Annotated in this window: 21 protein-coding genes; 14 read left to right on the top strand and 7 right to left on the bottom strand. The window is 50.5% G+C overall.

Going from position 1 to position 26,113, the window contains the following annotated elements; genetic code table 11:
- Positions 1 to 85 precede the first annotated feature (85 nt).
- Positions 86 to 1,045: a c-type cytochrome gene (locus FPE01S_RS07660; protein ID WP_046368167.1), complete on the top strand. Its 960-nt coding sequence runs from the start codon at positions 86 to 88 to the stop codon at positions 1,043 to 1,045.
- A gap of 10 nt (positions 1,046 to 1,055) precedes the next feature.
- On the opposite strand, the gene FPE01S_RS07665 is transcribed toward FPE01S_RS07660, so the two are convergent.
- The 3 genes from FPE01S_RS07665 to FPE01S_RS07675 all read right to left on the bottom strand — a co-directional run bounded on the left by FPE01S_RS07665 (position 1,056) and on the right by FPE01S_RS07675 (position 3,000).
- The gene (locus tag FPE01S_RS07665) at positions 1,056 to 1,736 is read right to left on the bottom strand and encodes an HPP family protein (RefSeq protein ID WP_083990162.1); all 681 of its coding nucleotides are present in this window, start codon (positions 1,734 to 1,736) and stop codon (positions 1,056 to 1,058) included.
- A 32-nt stretch (positions 1,737 to 1,768) separates the two neighbouring features.
- Positions 1,769 to 2,425 carry an HD domain-containing protein gene (locus FPE01S_RS07670; protein WP_052955586.1) on the bottom strand — a complete coding sequence of 219 codons (657 nt, stop codon included), beginning with the start codon at positions 2,423 to 2,425 and terminating at the stop codon, positions 1,769 to 1,771.
- Between the two features lie 161 nt (positions 2,426 to 2,586).
- On the bottom strand, positions 2,587 to 3,000 hold the full coding sequence (locus FPE01S_RS07675) for a VOC family protein (protein WP_046368769.1): 414 nt from the start codon (positions 2,998 to 3,000) through the stop codon (positions 2,587 to 2,589).
- A gap of 130 nt (positions 3,001 to 3,130) precedes the next feature.
- Between FPE01S_RS07675 and FPE01S_RS07680 the strand changes: the two genes are divergently transcribed.
- The 12 genes from FPE01S_RS07680 (at position 3,131) to FPE01S_RS07735 (ending at position 20,558) form a co-directional block, all read left to right on the top strand.
- Positions 3,131 to 4,087: a YihY/virulence factor BrkB family protein gene (locus tag FPE01S_RS07680; protein WP_046368168.1), complete on the top strand. Its 957-nt coding sequence runs from the start codon at positions 3,131 to 3,133 to the stop codon at positions 4,085 to 4,087.
- Between the two features lie 132 nt (positions 4,088 to 4,219).
- Entirely contained in the window at positions 4,220 to 4,960 is a 741-nt protein-coding gene (locus FPE01S_RS07685; protein ID WP_046368169.1) for a (Fe-S)-binding protein, read from the top strand.
- Positions 4,957 to 6,324: a lactate utilization protein B gene (locus FPE01S_RS07690; RefSeq protein ID WP_046368170.1), complete on the top strand. Its 1,368-nt coding sequence runs from the start codon at positions 4,957 to 4,959 to the stop codon at positions 6,322 to 6,324. The genes FPE01S_RS07685 and FPE01S_RS07690 overlap by 4 nt, the downstream gene beginning before the upstream one ends.
- Positions 6,321 to 6,881, top strand: coding sequence for a LutC/YkgG family protein (locus FPE01S_RS07695; protein WP_046368171.1), 561 nt, complete (start codon positions 6,321 to 6,323; stop codon positions 6,879 to 6,881). Before FPE01S_RS07690 ends, FPE01S_RS07695 begins: the two co-directional genes overlap by 4 nt.
- Before the next feature lie 35 nt (positions 6,882 to 6,916).
- Positions 6,917 to 9,226, top strand: coding sequence for a M20/M25/M40 family metallo-hydrolase (locus FPE01S_RS07700; protein WP_046368172.1), 2,310 nt, complete (start codon positions 6,917 to 6,919; stop codon positions 9,224 to 9,226).
- 442 nt (positions 9,227 to 9,668) lie between these two features.
- Positions 9,669 to 12,698: a SusC/RagA family TonB-linked outer membrane protein gene (locus FPE01S_RS07705; protein ID WP_046368173.1), complete on the top strand. Its 3,030-nt coding sequence runs from the start codon at positions 9,669 to 9,671 to the stop codon at positions 12,696 to 12,698.
- A 17-nt stretch (positions 12,699 to 12,715) separates the two neighbouring features.
- Entirely contained in the window at positions 12,716 to 14,083 is a 1,368-nt protein-coding gene (locus tag FPE01S_RS07710; protein ID WP_046368174.1) for a RagB/SusD family nutrient uptake outer membrane protein, read from the top strand.
- 17 nt (positions 14,084 to 14,100) lie between these two features.
- Positions 14,101 to 15,420 (top strand): hypothetical protein, encoded by a 1,320-nt coding sequence (locus FPE01S_RS07715; protein ID WP_052955587.1) that lies wholly within the window; start codon positions 14,101 to 14,103, stop codon positions 15,418 to 15,420.
- A gap of 10 nt (positions 15,421 to 15,430) precedes the next feature.
- The gene (locus FPE01S_RS07720; protein WP_052955588.1) at positions 15,431 to 16,855 is read left to right on the top strand and encodes a hypothetical protein; all 1,425 of its coding nucleotides are present in this window, start codon (positions 15,431 to 15,433) and stop codon (positions 16,853 to 16,855) included.
- Positions 16,852 to 17,613, top strand: coding sequence for a hypothetical protein (locus FPE01S_RS07725; RefSeq protein ID WP_046368175.1), 762 nt, complete (start codon positions 16,852 to 16,854; stop codon positions 17,611 to 17,613). Before FPE01S_RS07720 ends, FPE01S_RS07725 begins: the two co-directional genes overlap by 4 nt.
- A gap of 3 nt (positions 17,614 to 17,616) precedes the next feature.
- On the top strand, positions 17,617 to 19,116 hold the full coding sequence (locus FPE01S_RS07730; RefSeq protein WP_083990163.1) for an MBL fold metallo-hydrolase: 1,500 nt from the start codon (positions 17,617 to 17,619) through the stop codon (positions 19,114 to 19,116).
- Complete coding sequence (locus tag FPE01S_RS07735) at positions 19,113 to 20,558, top strand: phytoene desaturase family protein (RefSeq protein ID WP_245623960.1); 1,446 nt, start codon at positions 19,113 to 19,115, stop codon at positions 20,556 to 20,558. The genes FPE01S_RS07730 and FPE01S_RS07735 overlap by 4 nt, the downstream gene beginning before the upstream one ends.
- On the opposite strand, the gene FPE01S_RS07740 is transcribed toward FPE01S_RS07735, so the two are convergent.
- Together FPE01S_RS07740 and aspA are read right to left on the bottom strand one after the other, a co-directional pair.
- Positions 20,551 to 21,267 carry an SIMPL domain-containing protein gene (locus tag FPE01S_RS07740; protein WP_052955589.1) on the bottom strand — a complete coding sequence of 239 codons (717 nt, stop codon included), beginning with the start codon at positions 21,265 to 21,267 and terminating at the stop codon, positions 20,551 to 20,553. The genes FPE01S_RS07735 and FPE01S_RS07740 overlap by 8 nt on opposite strands.
- 65 nt (positions 21,268 to 21,332) lie before the next feature.
- A complete protein-coding gene (aspA, locus tag FPE01S_RS07745; RefSeq protein WP_046368176.1) occupies positions 21,333 to 22,742 on the bottom strand; it encodes an aspartate ammonia-lyase in 1,410 nt (469 codons plus the stop codon).
- 74 nt (positions 22,743 to 22,816) lie between these two features.
- Here aspA and FPE01S_RS07750 point away from each other — a divergent pair, with 74 nt between their 5' ends.
- A complete protein-coding gene (locus FPE01S_RS07750) occupies positions 22,817 to 24,013 on the top strand; it encodes an acyloxyacyl hydrolase (RefSeq protein ID WP_046368177.1) in 1,197 nt (398 codons plus the stop codon).
- On the opposite strand, the gene FPE01S_RS07755 is transcribed toward FPE01S_RS07750, so the two are convergent.
- Positions 23,995 to 25,269 (bottom strand): erythromycin esterase family protein, encoded by a 1,275-nt coding sequence (locus tag FPE01S_RS07755; protein WP_046368178.1) that lies wholly within the window; start codon positions 25,267 to 25,269, stop codon positions 23,995 to 23,997. The genes FPE01S_RS07750 and FPE01S_RS07755 overlap by 19 nt on opposite strands.
- Positions 25,266 to 25,976 carry a DUF1028 domain-containing protein gene (locus FPE01S_RS07760; RefSeq protein WP_046368179.1) on the bottom strand — a complete coding sequence of 237 codons (711 nt, stop codon included), beginning with the start codon at positions 25,974 to 25,976 and terminating at the stop codon, positions 25,266 to 25,268. Before FPE01S_RS07760 ends, FPE01S_RS07755 begins: the two co-directional genes overlap by 4 nt.
- Positions 25,977 to 26,113 lie beyond the last annotated feature (137 nt).

Raw genomic sequence — 26,113 nt, forward strand, 5'->3', positions numbered from 1 at the left:
TGATGCTCCTGCCGCACTCTTCATCACTGCCGGGGGTTGACAGTGCAGATTTTTATTTGGACATTGTAGTTAATAACCCCTCAACATGAAAAAAGTCCTGCGCTGGGCTGCCCTGATCCTGGGCATCCTGCTTCTTTCTATTGTTATCGCCGTAGCGATGCGCCAGCACCGCGTTTTTGAAGCCCCTTATCCCGAGCTCCATGCAATTAAAGATTCCGCCGTTATTGAAAAAGGCCGGAAATTGGTGATGGGTCCTGCCCATTGTGGACACTGTCATGCTTCCCCCGCGTCATTTCCAGACGTGCTTGCCGGAAAAGAAGTACCGCTTTCCGGCGGCTTTGCATTCAAAATTCCGCTGGGAGATATTTATGCCAAAAACCTCACCCCTGATCCGACCGGTATTGGTAATGTATCAGATGGTGCCATAACAAGGGCATTGCGCCATGGTGTAGGATTCAAGGGAGAAGCATTATTGGGCATCATGCCTTTTCAACACATGAGCGATTCAGACATGGTGGCTATTCTTTCTTATCTCCGCGCCCAGAAACCTGTTGCCAATATTGTTCCGGACAATAAGTTTTCAGTTCCGGGAAAGCTTGTAAATGCATTTCTGCTGAAACCGGTTGGCCCTACTGAACCTATCCCTGTTTCCGTCACACCTGACAGTACTGCAGCCTATGGCAAATACCTGGCGAACAGTGTTGCCAACTGCCGTGGCTGCCATACCAATCGTGATCTGATGACCGGCGCATTTGTCGGTGAACCTTTTGCCGGCGGATTCGAAATGGATACACCCACAGATTCCGGAACCTTCCTGATCACCACGCCGAATCTTACTTCAGGAAGCGGTAGTGTAATCCAGGACTGGACACTGGAGACTTTCAAGGCGAGAATCCGGGAGGGCGCCCGCATCCCGCAGTCTCATATGCCGTGGGGACCATTCAGCAACATGACAGACGGCGACCTGACGGCGATTTACCGGTATCTGAAAACGCTAACGCCTGTCGATAGAACAGTCAATTCTTCTTTGCGCAAAAAAGAGTAAGCGGGTGTGATTACCGGCTGGCCGAAGTGTGAGAGTCGTTATTGCCGGATACTACTTTCTGTGTTTGGGCGGCAACCGGAAAGATCCTGTTGGCCGTTGATTTCCGGATCAACCGCCATTTTCTGCGCAGATAACGGGTGAACCGTTTATCCGTAGGATAATGCCGGTTGGGAGTAAGGTTGTTGAAAACCATCGCCACGATATAGAGAATCAGGGCCCCGGAGAGTACGGGTGAAAGCACATAAGCGTAACCGAGGGCCTTCACTTTTTCCGATCCGATCACCGCGATCAGCGCTGTCGCTCCACCGGGAGGATGCAGTGACTTGGTCACCTGCATGGCTACGATCGACCAGGCGACTGCCAGCGGGGCAGCGAGCCATATGATATCTGGCAACAGCTTATGAAAAGTAACCCCGATAACAGCGGACACAACATGCCCGAGGATAAGATTTCTAGGCTGTGCCAGCGGGCTCTGGATAGCACCGTAAACCAGAACGCTGGAAGCACCGAAAGAACCAATCAGAAAGAGATTATCCGGCTGTGTGAGTGACCGGCTCTGAAGAAAAGCGATCAGGCCGATCCCAACAAAAGACCCCAGAAATGACCAGGCATGCTCCCGGAAATCCACCAGCGTCTCCTTATACAGGATATACCTGGAAATGCGCAGGCTTCTTTTGATCCGTTTTTTCATTTCGGTTTTCTTACCAGGCAGCGAAGGTACGGTCAGATCCGCGAGAGCTGTAACATTTCCTGCTGCAGGTTTTCACGGGCTGCCTTTTCATACCGGTCAAAGAAATGGGGGGTTTTGTAGATCCGCTCCATGTGAAGGAAATGGGACAGTACCCTCCTCCGGCCGGGCCCGTAAGCGAGATCGGGGAAAAATTTGTATTCCCGGCGGATATTGGCTGCATAGGCTGCAAATACCGGCGAGGGCTGCCCCAGAATAGACAGGTCTGCGTCAGTGAAATAATTAATATCACTGCTGTTTCCCGGCTGGTGCGATCTGGTTGCGAGTATGCAATCGTAACACGCCATCGCCCTGTCTTTTGGCCAGTGAAGCAGGTTCAGTTTGTCCACAGCGACCTTGGCGCTTTTTTCTTCGTTATCCTTTTTCAGCGGATTGTAAACAAAATCATGGTACACAGTAGCGAGTACCAGCATATCCCAGTCCTGAATTTGTTCCTTGACTGCCAGCAGCTCACCAAACAGGTCCTCCAGGTGCTGCAGGTTGTGGTAGGTTCTTGCGGGACGGCTATAGGCAGCCTGAACCTCATTCCAGAGCTGGGTAGCCAGCCCCGGTTCGGGATTGTCTGTGGAAGCTGTCGCAGTTTGAATGACTGTTCTGAAGGCACTTTCCAGGCCGGATATTGGTTTTGGCATGCTGTTGCGTCAATTGTAGGTTATCATGATACTGTAGTCACTTCTCCCAAAATTGAACAGGAATATGCCCCGCAGGTGCTGATTTTGGATGATATTGGGGTTTGATGTTATGAATGGTAATGCTTCCATCCGGCAATTCTCAGGACCGGAAATTACACCATTTACTTTTTCAATGGAAGATTGAACAGCCAGGGAATACCGAACTTGTCTACCAAAGATCCAAACAAGTCACCCCAGAACATCACCTGAAGCTGATCAGCTATTTCTCCACCCTGGCTCAGGTTATTGAAAAATCGCCGGATCTCCTCTTCACTGCTGCAATGTACAGCCAAAGTGATATTGTTTCCGGTAGCAAAGGGCCCCCTGGTCAGGTCAGATGCCATAATCTTTAAGTCACCACTGGTCAGGGTGCTGTGAACGATCTGATCTTTCATTGAAGGAGGCATCTGGCCGGCAACCGGGGATTCGGCAACAGTCTGAAATTCAAGTGTACCGCCGAGCGATTGTTGGTAAAAAGTCATGGCTTCCCGGCATTTACCGTTAAAATTGATGTAAGCGGAAATATGTGTGCTCATATAGAATAATTTGTTCATTAAAGTTCTTTGACGACCATGAACCTTAACTGGTGCGTTCGCGACAAAATAAGGGCGTTCCTGGTATGGTATGGTTTGTGTAAACCCCGTTGTAAACCTGTTGTTGTCGGCCATGACGAAAAAATTTGCGATAAGGGATATACCCCTGCTGGCGAAAGAAACTTTTAAAGGATTTCCGGAAGACAAGATCCCGAAACTCAGCGGGGCGCTGGCATACTACATGGTGTTTTCAATGGGACCGCTGTTGGTAGTGGTCATTTCCCTTTGTGGCATTTTCCTCGGTCGGGAAGCAGTAGAAGGTCAGGTCTTTGTCGTTTTACAGAATTTCCTGGGAAAGGATACTGCAGCAACGCTTCAGGATATTATCCGGAACGCTGCTATAACCGGCGAAAGCAGGCTCGCCGCGATCATCGGTATCGTTACACTGCTCATTGGGGCGACAACAGTATTTGCTGAGATCCAGGAATCCATCAACGGAATCTGGGGAATCAAACCCAAACCCCAACGCGGTTTTGTTCAGTTGCTCAGGAACCGGGTCCTTTCCTTCTCGATTATCGTCAGTCTCGGTTTCCTGCTCCTGGTATCACTTGCTGTAACCGGTCTGATAGAAGTACTGAGCCGGCACCTGCAGGCAAAGTTTCCTGATCTTGCGGTGACGCTTTTCTATATTCTGAACCTGCTGCTGACACTTGGTGCCAGCGCCCTCATTTTCGGTGTGATCTTTAAGGTGCTGCCAGACGCCAGGATCAGGTGGAGGGACGTCCGCACCGGTGCGCTGGTCACCGCAACGCTATTTCTACTCGGAAAATTTGCCATCTCATTTTATATCTCCAAAACAAGGGTCGGAAGTACCTACGGTGCAGCCGGGTCACTGGTCGTTTTACTGGTTTGGATTTATTATTCGTCAATCATCCTGTACCTCGGAGCCCGGTTTACCAAAGTGTTTGCAGTACACTACAGTGAACCCATAATACCTAATGATTATGCTGTCACTACCCAGCAGGTGGAGGTCGAAACCGGAAAAAAAAGCGTGCAGCATAAGGAAAAGATCGTCAAAAAGGTTCCCTGACTATATATCCCCGCCCGGTGCAATGCAGGACAGCCATTCCCCGCTTTCTGGATACTTTTAAAGCAGTAATTAGCAAAGTGCAGGACAACGGGCACGTCCAGGCAGAATAAATTTGAACGCAGATTCGAGCATATGAAAGTCGGGTTATTCATTCCTTGCTATATAGATCAGTTTTATCCCCAGGTAGCTGTAGCTACCCTGGAGCTGCTGGAGCGTTTGGGTTGCGAAGTCCATTATCCCCTGCAGCAGACCTGCTGCGGACAACCAATGGCCAATAGCGGTTTCTCCCATCTCTCGCAGGGCTGTGACAACAATTTCTTCCGGAATTTTGAGGGATATGATTATATCGTTTGTCCATCGGGAAGCTGTACGTTACACGTAAAAGAACATTTTCAGCAACCCGGAAATGAACAGGCCGCTGTCCACTTGAGGAACAGCGTCTATGAACTGACAGAATTTCTCACCGATGTTTTGCAGGTCACCAGCCTGGAGGCTGAATACCGGCATCGGGTGGGGCTTCACGTTAGCTGTCATGGCCAGCGGGGATTACACCTCTCTTCGATGACGGAAACCATGACTCCCGCATATTCGAAACCCGAAAGACTCTTGTCATTGGTGGATGGCCTTGAACTGGTTTACCCTGACCGCCCGGATGAATGTTGCGGCTTCGGCGGCACCTTCTGCGTGTTTGAAGAAGCAGTAAGTGCCAAAATGGGTAAAGACCGGATTCGTGAGCATGAAGAAAAGGACGTAGAAGTGATCACGGCTGTCGATATGAGCTGCCTCATGCATCTTGAAGGTATCCTGAAACGCAATGGTAGCAAGGTACAGGTTAAGCATATCGCAGAAATTCTAAACAGCCCCTCATCATGAGTCTACACGCGGAACTGGCGGAACAATTCAATGCGGATGAGGACCGCACCAACTGGCATGACCAGACGCTATGGTGGGTCAGGCAAAAAAGAGATCTGTCCGCCAGGCAATTACCGGAATGGGAACAGCTCAGGCAGCTGGCTTCAGACATCAAGGCGCACACACTCTCCAACCTGGATCAATACCTCGAGCAGTTTGAACGGCAGGCTAACGCCAATGGGGTCACTGTCCACTGGGCAGCTACTGCTGAAGAACACAATGCTGTTGTCCTGGAATTGTTGCAGAAAAACCAGTTGCAGCATATAGTGAAAAGCAAAAGCATGCTGACGGAGGAATGTCATCTCAATCCCTTCCTTAAAAAACACGGTTATGAAGTGGTGGATACAGACCTGGGGGAACGGATTGTTCAATTGAGAAATGAACCTCCCAGTCATATTGTTTTACCGGCGATCCACCTTAAAAAGGCAGATGTCAGCGAAACCTTTCATCAGCATCTCCATACAGAGGCAGGTAATGAGGATCCCCAATACCTGACACATGCGGCAAGACTCGACCTGCGCAAGAAATTCATAGAAGCAGATTGTGCCATTACCGGCGTGAACTTTGCCATTGCAGAGAACGGGGCAGTGGTAGTGTGCACCAATGAAGGCAATGCAGACATGGGGGTTCACTCGGCCAGGTTACATATTGCCTGTATGGGCATTGAAAAGATCATCCCCAGAATGGCAGATCTGGGCGTATTTACACGGCTGCTGGCAAGGAGTGCTACCGGGCAATCTATTACAACTTACACCAGTCATTTTCAGAAAGCAGGTCCGGGTAAGGAGATGCACATTGTTATTGTCGACAACGGGCGTTCCAGGCAGCTGGGGAGAGCAGATTTCAGGAACTCCCTGAAATGCATCCGTTGCGCTGCCTGTTTCAATACCTGTCCGGTTTACCGGCGCAGCGGCGGCCACAGTTACCATACTGCAGTGGCAGGGCCAATCGGGTCCATCCTGAATCCGAACAATGACCTGAAAGCGAATGCAGATCTCCCGTTTGCTTCAACACTTTGTGGTTCCTGCTCCAATGTTTGTCCCGTTAAGATCAATATCCATGAGCAACTCTGGAAATGGCGGCAGGTAGTCGTGAAAGAAGGGTATGCAGAGCCGGCCAAAAAAGCCGGAATGAGCGCCATGGCGAAATTATTTGCGCATCCCGCACTTTTCAGATTGGCCGGAAGTGCAGGACGACGGATGATGCGGTGGTTTCCGGCTCTGGCAAAACAGAAAAAATTTAATCCCTGGTATAAACAGCGGGAGATGCCGGAACCGCCAGCAGACAGTTTCCGGGACTGGTACTTACAAAACCGAAAGAAATGAGCAGTCGCAATTCCATTTTACAGCAGGTAAAATCCAATAAGGGCGAATTCATTCCCCTGCCCGAAATACCTGCATTTCCACCGGCAGTGGAAGGAACTGCGGTGAACGAAGGACTGCTTGAGGCTTTTGTTGCGGCTGTGCGAAAAAACGGAGGGGACGTGTTGCTGGTGAATAGTGAAGCGGAAGAAGCACCGCTAACCGGCACGCTGTCTCCCTTGCCGCAGGTGCGCGCGCACAACCCCGTGGAATTGGAACAATTGGACACTTACCTCACGGAAGGCTTATGCGCAGTTGCGGAGAACGGCGCTGTCTGGATCAATACGAATGCCATAGAAGGCAGAATTCTTCCGTTTATCTGTGCCCGTTTGCTGGTACGAATCAGCGCCACGTCCATAGTTGCCACCATGCATGAGGCATACGCGCGGGTAACCATTCCCGGGGGTGGTTTTGGTGTATTCATTGCGGGCCCTTCCAAGACTGCTGATATTGAACAATCGCTCGTAATCGGGGCACACGGACCCTTACAACATACGGTGATCGTCAGGGTAGATATGTAGGTATATTTTTGTATATTCAGGTACAAGCTTTTGCCATGATAATCCAGTCGAGAAGTGTGTTTCTCCTGGTGCTCGCCATGCTGGTTTGTTTCCTTTCCGTATTCCTCGTTTCACCTCGTTCCATTGTTGCTGAAAACAGTTCATTGCAAGACTTTTCAGCCGCGCGAGCTGCCAGATATTTTCCCCGTGTAGCAACCCGGCCGCATATGGTCGGAACTGCTGAACATGCGCGGGTACGCGATTCCATCATTGCTTTCTGTAACGGATTCCAACTGGAAACCCGAGTCGATACGGGCGTGGGGATCCGGCGAATCGGTGGCATTGTTTCCGGCGCACGAAGTTTGAATATCCTGGCCAGGTTAAAAGGCAGTCAGCAAGGTAAGGCCGTATATGTTGTAGCGCACTATGATACGCAGCCCAATACTCCCGGCGCCGGTGATGATGGCGCAGCAGTTGTGGCCATGATGGAGTGCATCCGTGCGCTGAAAGCCGATGGTAAAACACTGCGCAATGATGTCGTATTCCTCTTTACCGATGCGGAGGAACTGGGACTCCTGGGAGCAACGGCACTGACTACCAATGCTGCCACAGACAGCGTTAAACAGAATATGGGCATTGTACTGAATTTTGACGGTACCGCTGTACGTGGCGCAAATATGCTGATCGGATCAAGTGCAGGCAACCGGGAACTCATCGGCCATTACCTGCAGGTTCCACACCCCCTCGGCACTTCTTTAAGTGCTGCAATTAAAAGGATCGCTCCGGGAGATGTGGATTTTACCGTGTTCAACAATGCCGGCATTCCGGGGCTATCAATGGTGACTGCTGAAGGCAGGAGCCACTACCATAGCCTCGTGGATCGCTATGAATGGTATGATCTCCGTACACTGCAACAAACCGGCGACAATATGCTGTCACTGGTGCGGAGCTTTGGAAATGACGACCCGGCAAAACTACAGGGGCCACAAATCACATATTTCAATTTGTTTGGGAAAAATATGGTGGTGTATCCCGCTTCCTGGAATGGGCCAATACTCCTGGTGGCTAACCTCCTGTTCATTTTTAGCTTGTTCGCGTTTGTGAGAAGGGAAAGGGCCGGGGAAAGAAATGTCTGGCTGGAATGGACCGGTGGAATTCTTCGCTACCTGGTTGTGCTCCTGATTGCTGGAGTCTTAAGTTTTTCCCTGATACTCGCTATCCGTTATGCCTATCCGCAAAACAGCAATTTTTATGGGGCAGAGGCTTACAATGCTTGGCTTTACTATATCGCCTTGTTTTCAGTTGGAGCCGCAGTATTCGGCCTTGTTTATGCTTCGGGGCGCGGGAAACTGACGCTGCCTTCTTTGATGATGGGATTTCATACAGTCGTGTTAGCCCTGGTGAATGTGTTGTACTTTTATGTGCCGGAGGCAATTTATTTTTTATTATTTCCGCTGATATTTTCAATGCTTGCCCAGATCATTCCCTGGACCCGTTACAGTGACGGGCAGCCAGGGTGGGTAGAAGCAGTTTTTCAGTTTTTCGGAGCTATGCCTGCCTGCCTGTTATTGCCCATACTCTTGTATTTCAGTTACGCAGGCACCTTTGGCCTTTCCACCATGACAGCCTATACCGGGATCTACGGATTATTATTGCTGGGATTTATGCTGCCGTTATGGCGGGCAGCGGATAATCTGCTCCCTGGATGGCTCGCTTCCATTGCATTGATGAGTATCTTTACCTGCCTCGTGATGGCGCATATTTCTTCACGGTTTACGGGCAGGCACCCGCTTCGGTCCAGCCTCTATTACCGTTTTGATGCTGATGAAAAAAAAGCTGTCTGGATCAGTGATTTCCCGTTGACAAACCGGTGGAACAAAATATACCTGGGTCCACTGGCTACACCAAAAAGCAATGACCCCACCACCTATTACCCGGGGCAGCCCGCAGAAGGCCAACTCACCAATCCGGCATTACCGATCGATTATCCATTGCCGGAAGTCGTCGTGCTGAAGGACAGCGTTATCGGGAGCCGCAGGCACCTGCAGTTGGCAGCTTTTTCGGGTCGGGCAGCGCCCAGCCTGCGATTGATCTTTGATCCGAAATCGATCCCCGAAGACCTTCGGCTTAATGGCCGGCCAGTACCGGCAGACCTGAGCAGGATGATTTTCTTTGCCGGTCTTGGTACCGATTCACTGAAGATTGAATGTCGCCTGCCCTATGGTAAAACGTTGCAGATCCAGGTGATCGACTGTTCCGTGGGACTACCACCGGAAGCTGAAACAGTCATCAGGCCGGATGACATCATTCCCGCTGCCGGGTATAACGACAACACCACGCAAATCATCAGACGATACCAGTTTTAGAGAATTTAAATAATTACTACTCTATAAATTTGGTAGACAAATAATTTTGTATAGTTTTGCTATTCGTTAAGATTTTCCTTGATAGCTGCTGAACAGAATGTACCAGTTTTATATCATAGACCTTTCATGTCACCGATGTTGTCGCTTCTGACGAGATAACAGATCGGTTCATCATCATTTTATTACACACAACCATGCATACTAACCTGAAAAGGTGCGGCGGAGACCCGTTTGCCCCATTCGGACGCGCGGGCCCGTGAGCAATATCTAAAACAAAGAGGCCGGAAACTGGTGCAACAGTTCCGGCCAGATTCAAGGCCATTGAGATTGCATCCAGGTATTTCGGACCTGAAGGCTGCCTATTGTCCATTTCAAATATACATCCAATCGGCAACCGATGCTTTCTCTGGTTACATCCCATTGACCCACAATCGAAACGATTATGAGAAAGTACAGATTAATCCTCCTGTTGTTTTTGTTCGCCTTTAGTGTGCGCGCACAACAGGGAAATCCCACCATCCTCAGCGGAACCGTGGTGAACAGCAAGACAAAAGAGCCGCTGGAAGGCGCCAGCATCAGGCTGAAAGGCTCAACCAATGAAGTAATTACTGACAAAAAAGGACAGTACAAACTAGTGACTTACAAACAGGCACCACATGTACTGACCATTTCCTTTGTTGGATTTGCCAGCAGTGAAGTACAGGCTCAGGCTGATGGCAACCAGATCTCACTTATTGAAAGCGCTACCCAGCTCAATGAAGCTGTGGTAGTGGGCTACGGTACACAAAGAAAGGCAGATCTGACCGGCTCTATTGCCAAGATCAGTGCAGCAGATATTAAAAAGATCCCGGTATCCAGCTTTGATGGACAACTGCAGGGAAAGGCAGCTGGATTGCAGGTGATCACCAATTCCGGCGTGCCGGGAGAAGGCGTGTTCGTGCGGGTGCGCGGCACCACCTCCATCAACTCCAGCAGTGACCCCCTCTACATCGTTGATGGCGTGTTTCTCAACAACACAAGTCTGCAGACCATGAACATGGGTGGCCGCACTACCTCCCCCATTGCAGACATCAATCCGGCGGATATTGAAAGTATCGAAGTACTGAAAGATGCCTCAGCAACCGCAATCTATGGATCACGAGGTGCAAACGGTGTGGTTATCGTTACTACCAAGAAAGGCAGCTATAACAGCAAACCGAAGATCAGCTTCGATGTATCAAACGGTTGGGTACAGGCAGATAAATCCACTTTGCCCGTACTTGCATCCGGACCGGAAACAGCAGAACTCGCCAACGAGTACTGGATCAATTCCGGTATCGATAAACCATCCCTTAACCAGACCTACGCGAACAGGCCGTTCCGGCCCAAGTCCGAAGGTGGCCTGGGCCTTCCGGAAGAACAGAATACCTATGACCGTATCGGTGACCTGACCCACAAGGGATATGTACAGGATTACAACATCGGTGTACAGGGAGGTAACAATAACTCCAAATATTATATCGGCGCAGGTTACAGCGACCAGCAATCATTTGTGCGGGTGCTGTCCTTTAACCGCGCAAGCCTGAAATTCAATTTCGACCAGAAACTGTCAGACAGGATCAGCATTGGACTGACCAACAGCCTTTCACGATCTTACCGCAACCAGGCCCGCACTGGCGATGGCCCTCAGGTAAGCCTCTGGAATTCCGCCAATTCCGCTGCTACATATACCCCAAAGTATGCGGATGATGGTACCTCAGTAGGAGCTGACAATACTTATGTGCTGATGGAAAACTATAATGTAAATACCGTAACTCTTCGTTATATAGGAAGTATTTATGGAGAAGCCCAGCTCGCGCAGGGGCTGAAATTCAAAAGCAGCTTCAGCCTGGATCACAACAACTATGACGAATCTGCCTACTGGAATTCAAAAACCAGTATCGGTAAAGCATCCAATGGATCGGCTACATCAGCCATCACCCAGAATACTACATGGATCGCTGAACAGTTGCTGAGTTACCAGAAAAAATTCGGGCTGCATAACCTGATCTTCCTGGCCGGAAACACGATCCAAAGCAACACTATCGCACTTACTTCTGCAGATGGTCAGGGATTTGCCAATGACAATTATCAACTCATTTCTTCTGCTTCCGTTCGCAATTCCAGCCAGGGCTGGACTAGATCCACCCTCGTGTCCTTTTTCGGAAGGGCGAGTTATAACTTTCTCAACAAGTACTATGCAGAGGCAACACTTCGTACGGATGCCTCTTCCAAGTTCGGTGCCAACAGCCGCTGGGGCTATTTCCCGGCATTCAGTGCTGGATGGCGGCTCAAGGAAGAAGGCTTTCTTCGTGATGTTAGCTGGATCAGTGACCTGAAAGTACGCGGGTCATGGGGTATCACAGGAAACCAGAGCGGCATCAACAATTTCGCTGCTCAGGGATTATGGACAGGAAGCGGCAGTTATGCAGACATAGTCGGTACACCACTTGCAGGTATCGGACCCTACCAGCTGGGGAATGACGACCTGCGTTGGGAGAAGACAGCACAAACCAACGTTGGATTTGACCTCGCGCTTTTCAACAGCCGGTTGAATGTTACCCTCGATCTCTATAAAAAATATACGTCCGACCTGCTGTTGCAACAACCCCTGCCTTCCAGCAGCGGATTCAGCAGCTACTGGGCCAATATCGGCGAGATCAGCAACAAAGGATATGAACTCACGATCAACAGCGTCAATATCCGCTCAAAAGGATTTACCTGGACAACCAGCCTGAATATTTCAGGTAACCGCAACAGGATCGAGAAGCTGCCATCGCAGCTCACGCGATACACCCGCGACTGGGTGATCATGAAAGAAGGATATGAAATGAACTCTTTCTGGTTATATAACCAGTTGTATGTGGATCCAAAAACCGGTGCTCCGGTATTTGAAGGACAGGATGGCAACGGCGCTGTAACAGCAGATGACAGGAAGATCGTACATAGCGCCTATCCTAAATACTACGGTGGCATTTACAACAATTTTTCCTACAAAGGATTTGACCTGGGCATTCAGTTCAATTTCCAGTACGGCAACTATTCGCTTAACCTGAACCGTTATTTCCGCGAGCGCAACCCACTTAGCGGTGGCGTGAATGCGAAAGTGCTCGAACGCTGGACACCGGATAATATCAACACCGACGTTCCCCGCCTGACATCAGTTGGAAACAATTACACCATCGATCAGAACAGCCGCTACCTGGAAGATGCTTCTTTCCTGCGCCTGAAACAACTGTCACTCGCCTATAACCTTCCGCCGTCCGTGCTCCGCAACCTGAGGTTGACCAACGTACGCATTTTTGCCCTGGGCACAAACCTCAAACTCTGGTCTAAATACACCGGCGATCCTGAATCCAATGTCACTTCCGATCCGACAGCGCAGGGTATTGGTTCATTTGGTACACCCCCGCAGCCCATGGGATTCCAGTTCGGATTCAATGTGACGCTTTAACCACAAAAAACGAAAAGATGAAACGACAATATATTTCAATCAGCCTGATGTTTTCTGCCGTGTTGCTGCTGGGTTCGTGCAAGAAATTCCTGGATGTGCAGCCAAAAGAGAACATTTCAGATGATGTTACCATTGTAGATGAAGCATCGGCTAAAACAGCAGTGCGTGGCATTTACAACCAACTCGCCTCAAACGGCTACTATGGATATTCCTTCCAAACCATCGGATTTTTCAGCGGTGATAATATTGAGTACACAGGTTCCCAAACAGTCAATAAGCAACTGACCAATCATGATGTAAAATCTGATCTCGGCGTACTGGCCACGTCCTGGTCGGCTATCTACAACACGATTAACCGTGCCAACAACGTGATCGCCAAAGTGCCCGTATTGGCAACCACCGGAACCTTTACCGACTCGGTTAAAAATGGCTTGTTGGGTGAAGCCTATTTCATCCGCGCACTCGCCTATTTTGACCTTGCGCGGACCTGGGGAGGTGTTCAGCTTGTGTTGGAGCCTACTGCATCTGCCGGAAGCAGGGAGTCGACCCCGCGGGCAACTTTGCAGGAGACTTACGCCCAGGTGCTGAAAGACCTGGTTACTGCAGAAGGCCTGTTGCCGGAAAAGGTAAACCGGATCCGCGCCAGCAAACAAACCGTCTGGGCTTTAAGGGCCAGGTACCACCTTTACCAGCAGCAATGGGCTGAAGCAGAAGCCTATGCCAGCAAACTGATCGGCGACATCCAGAACTACCAGTTGCTGAGTCCTTACAATGCCTTCTTTGCCAACAATGCGTTGGCTACAAAGGAATCGATCTTTGAACTCTACTACAGCACCACGTCCACCAACAACCAGGCGTCACAATGGTTGCCCACCACCAAAGGCGGTGTGGGCTGGATCAAACCAACCACCAAAGCCATCGGGTTGCTGAATGATCCCGCTGTTGGCGGAAACCGCAATTCCCTCCTGCAGGTGGTATCCATCAATAGTCTGGATACCTGGTGGGGCAATTTGTATTACAGGATCGTTTCCAGCGGGGGGACTGACCCAGCCTACCTCATCCGGGTAGGGGAAATGTACCTGATCCGTGCAGAAGCCCGTGCGCAGCAGGATAAGCTGGAAGATGCCGCATTCGATCTGAATGCCATTCGCCGCCGTGCAGGACTGGAAGCAACGACCGCCGCCAACCGCGACGACCTCCTGCTGGCGATCGAAAATGAGAACCAGGTTGAATTTGCCCTGGAAAACCACCGCTGGTACGATCTCCTGCGTACAGGTCGGGCACAGACAGTGCTGGGCATCAGTGACCCCAACAAACTGCTGTTGCCCATTCCCTATAGCGAAGTACTGGTCGATCCGAATCTGCCACAAAACCCCGGCTATTAAACCAAATCGATTCTCCCATGTCTAATCCTTCAACAGCATACCCCGTTACACACACATGGGGATCGAAGGAAACCTTTGCATTCCGCACGGGTTTCCTCTTTCTCCTGTTACTGAGTATTCCCTGGGATCCGGGCTTTTACAAAAGCCTGTTTACGCTGAATGCCGACAGGCTACAGCAGCTTTATGAAATCGGTTATGCAGGACCGTTTGCCAATACTTTTGGTCTTTTTTCCGGATGGCTGATCGCCGCAGTGCTCGCCATTGCCGGTGCTGCCATCTGGACCAATCGGTCGTCCGGAAAAGCATTGAATTACGACCAGCTGTTTTACTTCACCAGAGTGGTATTGCGATACCGGCTGGCCTGGGCCTTCATCGGTTCGGGACTGGTGCTGCTACTGCCTTTTCAGTTGCCTGCACCTTCCATCAGCGACCTGCATACTGCCTATGGTGACTTCCTTCCCTGGAAGATCTATTACCATTCCACCGCTGTTTCTTCAGCCGGTTATCGCCAGACCCTGGGCGCTTTTGAACTCTTCGGTGCAATACTGTTGTTATTCCGCCGCACCGCCGCAATCGGCGCCCTGTTGATCGCTTTCCTGCTGGGCAATATCGTGCTGGTCAATTTCGCTTATGATCTGGGCAGCCAGGTTTACAGCAGCTACCTTTTGCTGGTAGCCCTGTTTCTGCTGATATATGATTTTCCCCGTTTTTATGCCGTGCTCGTTACAGGATCCGCCATTGTTGCAGATCGCTTCCGGCCCGAAACCCGTTATGGCTTCTATCGCTGGCGAACTATTCTGAAAGGTAGTTTCCTCGCCATCACGCTTTTGCTGACCGGTTTCGCTTTCGCGCGGTTTTCAGGCGATAACTGGCCTTATCCCCAAACGCCGGGACTTGCCGGTGCCAGTGGCTATTACCAGGTAGACAGCTTCCAGGTGAATGGCAAATTGATACCACCCTCCTACACAGACGATACCCGCTGGCGGGATGTGGTTTTTGAGAAATGGAACACCTTCAGCATCCGGTACAATCAACCGCACCAGCCCCCTCCCGAACGTCCGCAGATTGCTTTCCGCGACGACACAAACCGAAACTATGAATGGATCGGCAACGGTGGCCGCAACTTTTACCGGTATACCGTCAGTGGCGATTCCATTCTCGGCATCAACCCGGCCAACCCAGCCGACAAAATGAATCTCAGGCTGCAAAGACCAGACGAAAAAACGATCACCCTACAGGGCAGCAACACCCGGGGTGACCAATTTTCGGTTACACTGCACCGTGTCAACAAGAAATACCTGCTGTATACCGGCAGGAGAAAACCTGTTTCCATTTAAATCGAAACACATGTCAATCTTAAACATCGACATCGCCTTACCGCCGGAAAAGGAAATCACGCGGCACCAGGCCGGTAAGTGGACTGAAACCCATAAGTTCCTGGTGAGAATCCTCTTCCTGATCACCCTGCTTTTTGTAGTCCCGCTGGAAGGAAGGTGGTACACACAATTCTTCAACTCCAGGGGATTTTTCTGGTACCTGTCATCACTGGCAGGATACCGGCCGAATTTTATTCAGGTCACATCAGAGTCCGGCCGCTGGGGCATTGGCGCTTACGCTTCCTGGGCAATAGCAGCAGGCATCGCCTTGGGTGGTGCTTCGATCTGGACCTTACTGGGCCGCCGGTTTGATCGCATCAATTATGATGCATTGTATTACTGGACACAGGTATTGATCCGGTACCGGATAGCAGCAGGCCTGATCGCATTCGGATTTCTTAAAGTGTACCCGATGCAGATGCCCTACCCGCCACTCTCAAATCTGCTTACAGACTTTGGAGATTACAACACCTACAAGATCTACTGGCAACATGTCGGCATCAGCACCTGGTATGAGATCGTACTCGGGTTCGTTGAGGTCATCGGGGGGATCCTGATGTTTTTCCGCGGAACCACCGCCCTCGGTGCAATCATCAACGCCGGTGTATTGTTCAATATCGCGCATGCGAACCTGGCCTATGATGGCGGCGTGCACGTGTACAGTTCCTTCTTTGTACTGTTTTCCCTGTTATTGCTGGTTCCCTATATCATCCGGCTGTGGAAACTGTTTGTCAAGGGTGAAGACCTGAAAGCTCTTCAATACGCGCCTGTGCTGAATACGCCGCTGAAAAAATACCTGTTCTATGGAACCAAGTTCGTTGTCGTCTTCCTGTTTACAGTTCTATATGCCTGGGGCCGCTACAAGGTCCATTACCAGGAAGGCTACCTGAAAGAACCGATCAACCCCGCACTCCCCGGCATTGCAGGAATCTACAACGTGACCAGCTTCAAACTGAACGGTACCGAACTTCCCTACAATCCTTCAGACAGCATTCGCTGGCAGGAGGTGATCTTCGAAAAATGGGGTACCATGGTATATCACGTGAATAAGCCATTCCCGATCTCGCTGGCGAATGGAACCCCGAACCCCAGCAATGTTGACCGCCGCTACGAACTGGCCGGTATTGGCGGTGGCCGGCGATTCCTCTATTATGAAGCCGACACGGCTAAACATCTGCTCCACTTTCAGGATAAGAACAAAAAAGGCGGAGAAGAGGGTGAAAGTCGGAACAACAGTAAAAAGAAAGAAAAACCACAGATACTCACCTGGCGCTACAGCCGTCCCGATGATACGCATTTCGTTCTCGACGGCCTGAATGAACATAAAGATTCCATTCATGTGGAACTTGAAAGGATAAGCCGCGATTTCCCCATTCAAACTCCTTCCAACCAATGAAAAAAATTCTGACAATTCTCGCGCTGTTCATAACAGCAACCAGTTTTGCGACACCAACCAGGCTACTGGTCAGGGTGAAAGCAAAAGACGCCAAATTTATCGGAACCGGTATCGGTGGTGCGTATGTTGTGGTACGCAATCACCTTTCCGGGGATGTTCTCTCTAAAGGAGTGACTACCGGTGCATCCGGCAACACTGACCTGATCATGCTGTCGGCGCATCAGCGTAACCAGCGCCTGACCGATGCTAAAACAGCAGGCTTTGAAGCCAGCATCGATATTTCTGAGCCGTTGCTGGTGGATGTTGAGGTAACGGCACCGCTTAGCCGAAAGAATGCAGCGGTAAACGGCAGTACCCAGCTCTGGCTTATCCCCGGCAAACACATCGAAGGTGAGGGACTGGTAATTGAACTGCCGGGCTATATTCTGGATATCCTTTCCCCCACAACGCACGCCTTCCTGACACTTCCTGCATCCGGATCACTGACGGTTGACGTGAAAGCCAGCCTCACCATGCTTTGCGGTTGTACGATCACCAAAGGCGGTACCTGGAATGCAGACGATATAGAAGTAGTAGTCCTGATCAAAAAAGATGATAAACCGCTGCGCGAACAGCGCCTGCAGTATTCCGGCACAGCAAATATTTTTTCATCACCAGTAGCATTGACTGAAAAAGGTGCATATGGTTTGTCGGTTTATGCCTATGATCCGAAGACCGGCAATACCGGGGTGGACAATATCAATTTTGTAATTCAGTAACCCATGAGAAAAGTGAAACCGAAGAAAGACAGGAAGCGGAAGGGAAGAAGACAGTTTATAAGAAATGTCGCCAGCCTCGGGGTATTTACAGTAGTATCACCGGCACTGGTTAAAGCAGCAGGAAGATTACAACAGGCAGACAAAAAAGAAACCGACAGATGGTCAGTACAACAATTTAAGGATGCGGGACTCGCACACTTCAGTTATGCCTTACTGGTAGATAAAAAGATCTACCTGGTGGATCCCGCCCGCGACGCAACGCCTTATTTTGACTATGCCCGTGCGAATGGTGCCAGCATAGCCGGTATCATCGAAACCCACCCGCATGCCGACTTTGTGAGCAGCCACCTGGAGATCCATCGCCGTACCGGCGCCCCCATTTATGTATCCAGGCAACTGGCACCTGCCTATATGTTTACGCCGTTCAACCAGGATGACCGCCTGGAACTCGCGCCCGGCATCTTCCTGCGAGGACTGGATACACCTGGCCATGCACCGGATGGGATCTCTGTCGTTCTGGAAGAAGATGGGAAAGACAAGCTGGTTTTTTCCGGTGATTCATTGCTGATCGGTGATGTCGGCCGCCCTGATCTGCGGGAATACAACGGCGACGTATCGGCCAGGCGGGAGCTCCTGGCCCGCCAGATGTTCATCACCCTGAAACTGCGTTTTGCACCCCTTGCCGATGATGTCATACTGTATCCGGCACATGGTGCGGGATCTCTATGCGGCAAGAGCATGCGTGACGCCGCGAGTTCCACTATCGGGGAAGAAAAACGAAGCAACCCGGCTTTCCAGATCGCGGATGAAACAGCTTTCGTAAAACACCTGCTGCAGGATCTGCCCGCAGTTCCGGAATATTTTCCTTTTGATGTGGCATTGAATGTAAAAGGAGCGCCTGACCTGAAAGGAAGCCTGAAAAACATACCGCTTGCCAGCGAAGGGTTTCGTCCGCCGCTGAACGCGATCATCATTGATGCACGTCCGGAAACAACATTCCGGTTCTCCCACCTGTCGGATGCCTACAACCTGCAGGACGGCTCCAAATTCGAAACGTGGTTAGGTAGCATCATTGCACCCGGACAACGATTTTTCCTGGTGGCCGGCGACAAGGCAAAACTTGCGTCGCTCGCAGGAAAGATTGCAAAGATCGGTTATGAGGCCCAGATCGCTGCTTCCCTTGTATACACCGCAACGGATGGACGCAGGTCTCCCGAAATAGACAACGCGGAAGTGCTGGCACATCCGGAAAAATTCACCATCATCGACGTACGCAGTGCCCGTGAAGCCGCAAATAGCCAGTTGTTCCCATCGGCCCTGCTGATCCCGGTTAATGAATTAGCCAAAAGGCAGTCCGAAATTCCGCAGGGAAAGCCGATCGTAGTACATTGCGCATCAGGTTATCGTTCCGCACTGGGCAGCAGTATGCTGCAGCGGTTCTATCCGTCTGCCGAAATTTATGATTTCGGTACAGCAGTGACGAACTACCTGAAGCATCCATGATGACGCCTACAGATTATGATGCAGTGGTGGTCGGGTCGGGGCCGAACGGCCTGGCTGCAGCCATCACCTTGCAGAAACAGGGTAAATCCGTTTTTTTGCTGGAAGCAAAAGACAGCATCGGTGGTGGGATGCGCACTGCAGAACTGACCCTTCCCGGCTTCCGCCATGATATCTGTTCGGCAATTCACCCGATGGCGGTAATGTCTCCGTTCTTCAGCCGCCTCCCCCTTGAACAGTTCGGACTGGATTACCTGTACCCTGAAGTAGCCGCTGCCCATCCTTTTGATGACGGTACCGCGGCTGCACTTTCCGGAACGCTGGAACAAACTGCTGCCAGTCTTGGTACAGATGGACCTGCTTACCGCCGGCTGCTTGAACCCGTAATCAATTCCTGGCAGGATATCAACCAGGAGATCCTGGGACCATTACAGTTTCCCCGCCGGCCGCTTGACCTTGCTGCCTTTGGCCTCAAAGCCTTGCTGCCGGCATCTTCTATCGCCCGGAGGTTCCGCACCGAAGCGGCCAAAGGACTGTGGGCAGGGATGGCAGCGCATTCTATCCGGCCGCTGGAGGCAGCGGTAACCGCAGCAATAGGCCTGGTGCTTTTATCGGCAGGACATATCAAAGGATGGCCTGCCGCCAGCGGGGGCTCAGAATCCCTGGCAAAAGCACTGGGCGCTTATTTCATATCCCTCGGCGGAAATATTCAGACTGGGATTACTGTCCGCTCGCTGAAGGATCTTCCCTCGTCAAAAGCTGTTTTATTTGATCTGACGCCGCGCCAGCTGCTGGCGATTGCGGGGCACAAATTTTCTTCCACCTATAGCTGGCAACTGGAACGTTACCGTTACGGCATGGGGGTATTTAAAGTAGATTGGGCACTCGATGAACAGGTGCCCTTCACAGCAGCAGCTTGCCGGAAAGCCGGCACTGTTCATCTTGGGGGAACTTTTAGTGAGATTGCCTTAGGTGAAAGAGAAACCGCAGCCGGAAAACAAACTAAAAAGCCTTTCGTCCTGCTGGCCCAGCAAAGCATTTTCGACAACTCCCGCGCTCCTGAAGGCAAACATACTTTATGGGGATATTGTCATGTACCTCATGGCTCAAAGGCCGATTATACCGCCGCGATCGAAGCCCAGGTAGAAAGATTTGCCCCGGGATTCCGTGAGCGCATCATCGGTCGGCACGTCATGAGCCCGACAGCCATGGAAGCTTACAACCCCAACTATATCGGCGGCGATATCAACGGCGGACAGCTGGATCCCACACAATTGTTCACGAGGCCGGCATTACGCTGGTCGCCTTACAGAACATCTGCAAAAGGTATTTATATCTGCTCTGCCTCAACCCCTCCCGGCGGCGGCGTGCATGGCATGGGCGGATACCACGCTGCACGCCGCGCGCTGAAGGATATTTTCGGGATCAGTACGGATCTTAGTTGAGAATGAAAATGGTATTAACACCGACAGAAACAGGAATCTTTTCAAATTCAATTTTCGGGGGTTCCAGTTTGTCTTTATTAACTGTTCCGTATCCTCTTACCACTACACCAGCTATCCTGCCTTCCAATGCATTCCTGACTGGCGCAACCGACACATCAGTGATCTGAATGGCCCGGCCAATGTTCTGCCCCAAAGCCTGAGACATGGCATTTGCCTTTTCCTTCGCTTTCAGCACAGCACGGATCCTGCAGGAATTACGAATTGCTTCCAGTTCTGTATGATCCACATGGTCTATCGACGTGTTCGATATATCCAGGTCTTCCAGGGTCATAAAAACTTTACTGGCTGTTGTGGCGTCATTTATTTCCAGTAGATATTGCTTGGTCTTGATAATATCACGCGACTTCATGAAATAATACTTGTAATTGCTGATCTGGTCACTGGTGCGAAGTTTTGTGTCAGTGTTGACGCCGAGCGATTTAAGAGCATTTACCATTTTGATTTCCATCTCTTCCAGGGAAATTTTATCCTTCGTGTCTTTCTCCGACAATATGATGCGGATGAAGATCTGGTTAGGGGTCACCAGGCTGTCGGCTTCACCATGCACCTCCAGGTAAGGCTGGTCAATAAAGTTCTTCGATTGTCCGCATACGACAGACACACTGCAACCAAAGGCAATTAACGCGAGGGCGAGGGTTTTTCTGATCATCCTTTTGAATTTCCTTTTGGATGACAGAAACGCAGCGATTACATAAGCCGCTCCTAAAAGTTATGTTAAGACGTGATGAATTTCGGATGAATGAGATTTTCCAGCGAAAACACCTCATCCCATTTCTGCTGGGTGATAAGTTTCTTCTCTGTAACAACCAGGTTGTGAATGGATTTGCCGGAAGCCAGTGCCTCCCGCGCCACTGCTGCACAGGTTTCATATCCAAGAATGGGATTCAACTGTGTTACAATCCCGATACTATTCATCACCATTTCCTTCGCATGTTCCGCATTGGCGGTGATGCCCACCACGCATTTCTCGCGGAGCGTGTTGCATGCTTTCGTCAGGTATTCCAGCGACGTGAACAGTGCAAACCCCAGGACTGGTTCCATTACGTTCAGCTGCAACTGGCCGGCTTCGGCTGCCAGTGTTACGGTAAGATCAGCACCGATCACATAAAAACATGCCTGGTTCACCACTTCCGGAATTACAGGATTCACTTTCCCGGGCATGATGCTGGAGCCGGGCTGTAACGGTGGCAGGTTGATCTCATGCAATCCACACCGGGGACCACTGCTCAGCAGGCGGAGGTCATTGCAGATCTTGCTCAGCTTGATGGCGCTCCGTTTCATGGTACCACTCAGCTGAACAAACGCACCCGTATCATAGGTCGCCTCAATCAGATCAGGGGCCAGGGTTACCGGCACATCACTGATCTCCGCGAGGTGTTTCACACAAACAGCCGCATAATTCGCCGGCGCATTTACCCCGGTGCCAATAGCGGTAGCGCCCATGTTTACTTCTGTAATCAGCTTTTCAGCCTGGCGCAGCTGTACCACATCTTCGCCGATGGTGGTGGCAAACGCATTGAATTCCTGCCCCAGTGTCATCGGAACAGCGTCCTGCAACTGGGTACGGCCCATCTTGATCACATCCTTAAATTCTTTTCCCTTGTCATAGAAGGCCTGCTGCAACTGACACAAAGCCTGTGCAAATGATTCCATTTTCAGGTAGAGCGCAATCCTGAACGCGGAAGGATAAGCGTCATTGGTGCTTTGCGAAAGGTTTACGTCATTGTTCGGGTGAAGAAATTCATAGGCGCCTTTTGGCTTCCCCATTTTTTCAAGACCGACATTGGCGATCACTTCATTCGCATTCATATTGGTGGAGGTGCCTGCACCGCCCTGGATCAGGTCACTAATGAACTGGTCCAGGAATTCGCCGGCGATCAACCGGTCACAGGCATACACAATGGCGCCTGTCTTTTCCGGTGAAAGCACACCGAGTTCCCTGTTAGCCAGCGCCGCCGCCTTTTTCACATATCCGAATGCTTTTATAAAAAGTGGCTCTTTCCCTATGGAGATCCCCGTTATATCAAAATTCTCTTTGGCGCGAAGCGTCTGGATGCCATAATAACAGTTGTCAGGAATCTCTCTTTCTCCCAGGAAATCGTGTTCAGTTCTTTTGCCGGTCATGACGGTGAATTTTTTTAAAGGTACCTATGCAATTAACCCACGTGAACTATTTTTGTTTGTAAGACGAAACTGCTATGGGTAAATTTTTAACGCGCGGAACCAAACTGCTGGTCCTGTTGTCGGGAATATGTTTGAGTGCTGCTGCTCAGGACACTTTCAAAGTGAAGGACAAGTTCCGTTTCTTCAGTCTCAAACTTCACACCGGTAACCACTACTATACCGGAACTGAGTTGGAAGACAAATTAAAAAATGGCTATGGCTCTATAGAACTCCGGTACGGCTGGCAATCCACCGGTAAGGCAGGCTGGAATGCCGAACACCTTTATCCATCCTATGGAATTGGTTGGTACAGCGGATACATTGGGGATGTTGATATTTTCGGAAGTCCCCATGCCTTTTTCGGCTTTATTACATTACCGATTACCCACAGCCGTAGAAACATCTTCCAGGTAGAACCGGCATTGGGGTTGACTTATAACCTGAAGCCCTATGATCCGGAGACCAACGTAACCAATGATGCCATCGGGGCAAAATTTGCCGTATATTTTTCTATTCATGCAGGAGGAAAGTATCGGCTTACCAGGGAAGTAGACCTGCTGTACGGGATCGACCTGACACACTTTAGTAATGGCCGTACAGTAACACCGAACCTCGGATTGAATATGTTCGGCATCAGCGTTGGCGGCCGCTATAACTTCAATGCCAGCCAGCGGAAAGTTGATAATACAGAACATCCCCAGACGGTGCTCCAGGCACGGCCCGTTCTCGATTACAGCAACACCCGGCCCAGACCGATCCGCGAATCAAGTTTGTCGCTTTACCAGGCATTCGGAACAGTGCAGAACAAAATAGACGCCGGCACCAATCATCGCTACCTGACCTCATCCACAACGATAGAATGGCAGCATAAATTCAATACAAAACATGGATTGTCGGTTGGCTTCGATGCTTTTGTTGATCCAAGTGCCAGGGACACCTCGGAATACCCGGAAAATAAGGAAGCCATGATGGTCTTTTTTCCTGGCCTGCATGCAGGCTATGATTTCCTGATAGACAGGCTCAGCATCCGGCTCCAGGTCGGTTATAACCTCAACAGTACTGCGAGAACGATTAAAGGGAATTCCTATGTTCGGGCGGCAGTCCGCTATGAACTGACCAACCGCCTGTTCGGACAGATCGGGCTGAAAACGATGAATGGCGCCACAGCAGACTGGATCGAATGGGGCCTGGGGTATAAGGTGTTCCGTTCTGTTTACCGCAAATCCCCCTGATTCTGCTGGATACAGGAATACATGTTCCGGATGTAAAAGATACCATCAAACACCTGGTTCCACTCTTTTTTAAAACGGGATTGATGCCCGAGGCCTTTTAGTTGAAACACTTCCCGGGCAGTGTTGGTACAGTTGAATTTTTTAAAATCGACAAATGCATATTCCCAGGAGGGATCAATCCATGTTTCAAAGCCATTTTTTTCAGGTGCCGGAACTTTGTATTGCTGCATGGTGGTCATCCGGCCGGCTTCGCCGGAATAACTCGTGAAGCCTAATACATAAGTCTCCCGCGACAATGCCGTATCGCGGGTAAACAGGTATCCCATTGCCACTAACTTTTTGTCCCGCTTGCCCGAGCTGTCCGCATACCGGCCCACATGTCCATTGGCGGCCCAGACGATGATCTTTTCTCCGGAATATTTTTTAGTTGCCAGCCACCGCAGGTTGTCAGCCATCTGAACATCCCTCGCATTAAAAGATTGATGATAGTCGGATCGCAGGTATTGGTATTGTATCCTTTCCGCAATCATACTGTTGATGAGCAGCAGGCCATATTCATCTGCCTTGCCTCCCTGGATCGCTTGTTCACGGATGATTCGCAGGTAACCGTCGATCCGGGGAAAATTGCCCGGGTCCTGGTAGGTCATTTTCTTGCCCAGGGAATCCAGAAAGGGTAGTACGGCGCTGTTATAATCCGGAGCCTTTGTAATGGGAAGTTCCCAGGCCCGAAAACAACTGTCAAGGTAATGGGTTAGTTGCAGCGAAGCATACCGCAGGATCATCTGGTTGTCGAATCCGCTGACCACAAGAGGATGGGGAGTGGCAAGGGTGGCGGGTATGTACTGGTAGAAAAGGTTGTCGCAGGCCTTGCAGAGTGTCCAGATAGGAAAAATGTTGACCCGTAAAAAGGCCGCGACGGAATCCGGATTTTTATCCAGCCGGTCCCACCCGGTGTTGAGACCAAAGACATCACTTTCAAAGGCGAGTACGTTGAATCCCTTTTTCTCATGCAGGTAACGGATCATCCGGGTTTTTGCCAGGAAAGCAGGCGCATCGCCATGATCCTGTTCTCCCAGCATAACGATCCTGGCATCCCCAATAGCATCCCCAATGCCTGCGAGATCGTCATCATTGGTCTCTTCCGGCGACACAGAATTGATGCGCACCACATTAGCCATAACATAGGCCTTGATGGCACGCTGCGGATACGCCGCCAGGCAGCAGCTCAAAGAAAGAAATAGTAACAGGTATCTCATAGTTGAGGGTGTTTACTCTTCCAGCGCTCAAGTTTCGCCCTGAGCATCGTCACGGCATTTTGCCCGCCTTTCGGCTGATTGAATATGCTCAGGTTAACGGATGGCCGCTTGTCATCCGGCATTGCCACCATCAGGAAGGCACTGGTTGCCCGCTGGTCGCCGCAACGCTTGTCGCCCCCTGCCAGGCCTCCTGCCTCGAGCGCAATCATCAGGATCTCTGGAAGCGACAGTTTTGCCACCTGACCTTTAATGAGCGCGTTCATGATCTGCCGGAGCGCTTCCTCGTTGGCGAGTGTATTTCCCTGTACTGAAACACCCGGAGCCGTAAGTGTTCCATTAAAGGGATGAGTCGAGTCACCGGTATAGGTGGCAGGTTGTTGCAGAAATTTAATGGTCACCACGGCGTATTGCTGCCTTTCCGGATCATACTGCGGATCACGTAAGGCCCGGACAATGGTTTCCGGGGAAGCTTCAGCAACAATCATCTCCATGCCTGCTTTTCTTGCAGCACTATTGCTCATTGCCTGTACGATGATGGCGCCCATTCCCGGCACTATGCTTCCAATGCCATAGCAGTTTGGCGTGCAGGAAGCTCCGGCGATACCGATTGCTTTTGTTTCCGGATCAATCACGATGATCGACCACGTGGCAAATGCTTTAGAAAGACCACATAACAACAGGACCGCAAAGAGCACATATTTTTTCATGAAATTGACTGACGGTATTTTTCAGTTCAGTGTCTTCACAAAAGTTAACAATTCACCCGCAATCCACCACTTGACAACGACTCCTATTTTCAATAATTTTAGGAATAACCGTTTTATGTGCTTCTTCTTTGTGCTTG

The sequence above is a fragment of the Flavihumibacter petaseus NBRC 106054 genome (assembly GCF_000974785.1).
Lineage (GTDB): Bacteria > Bacteroidota > Bacteroidia > Chitinophagales > Chitinophagaceae > Flavihumibacter > Flavihumibacter petaseus.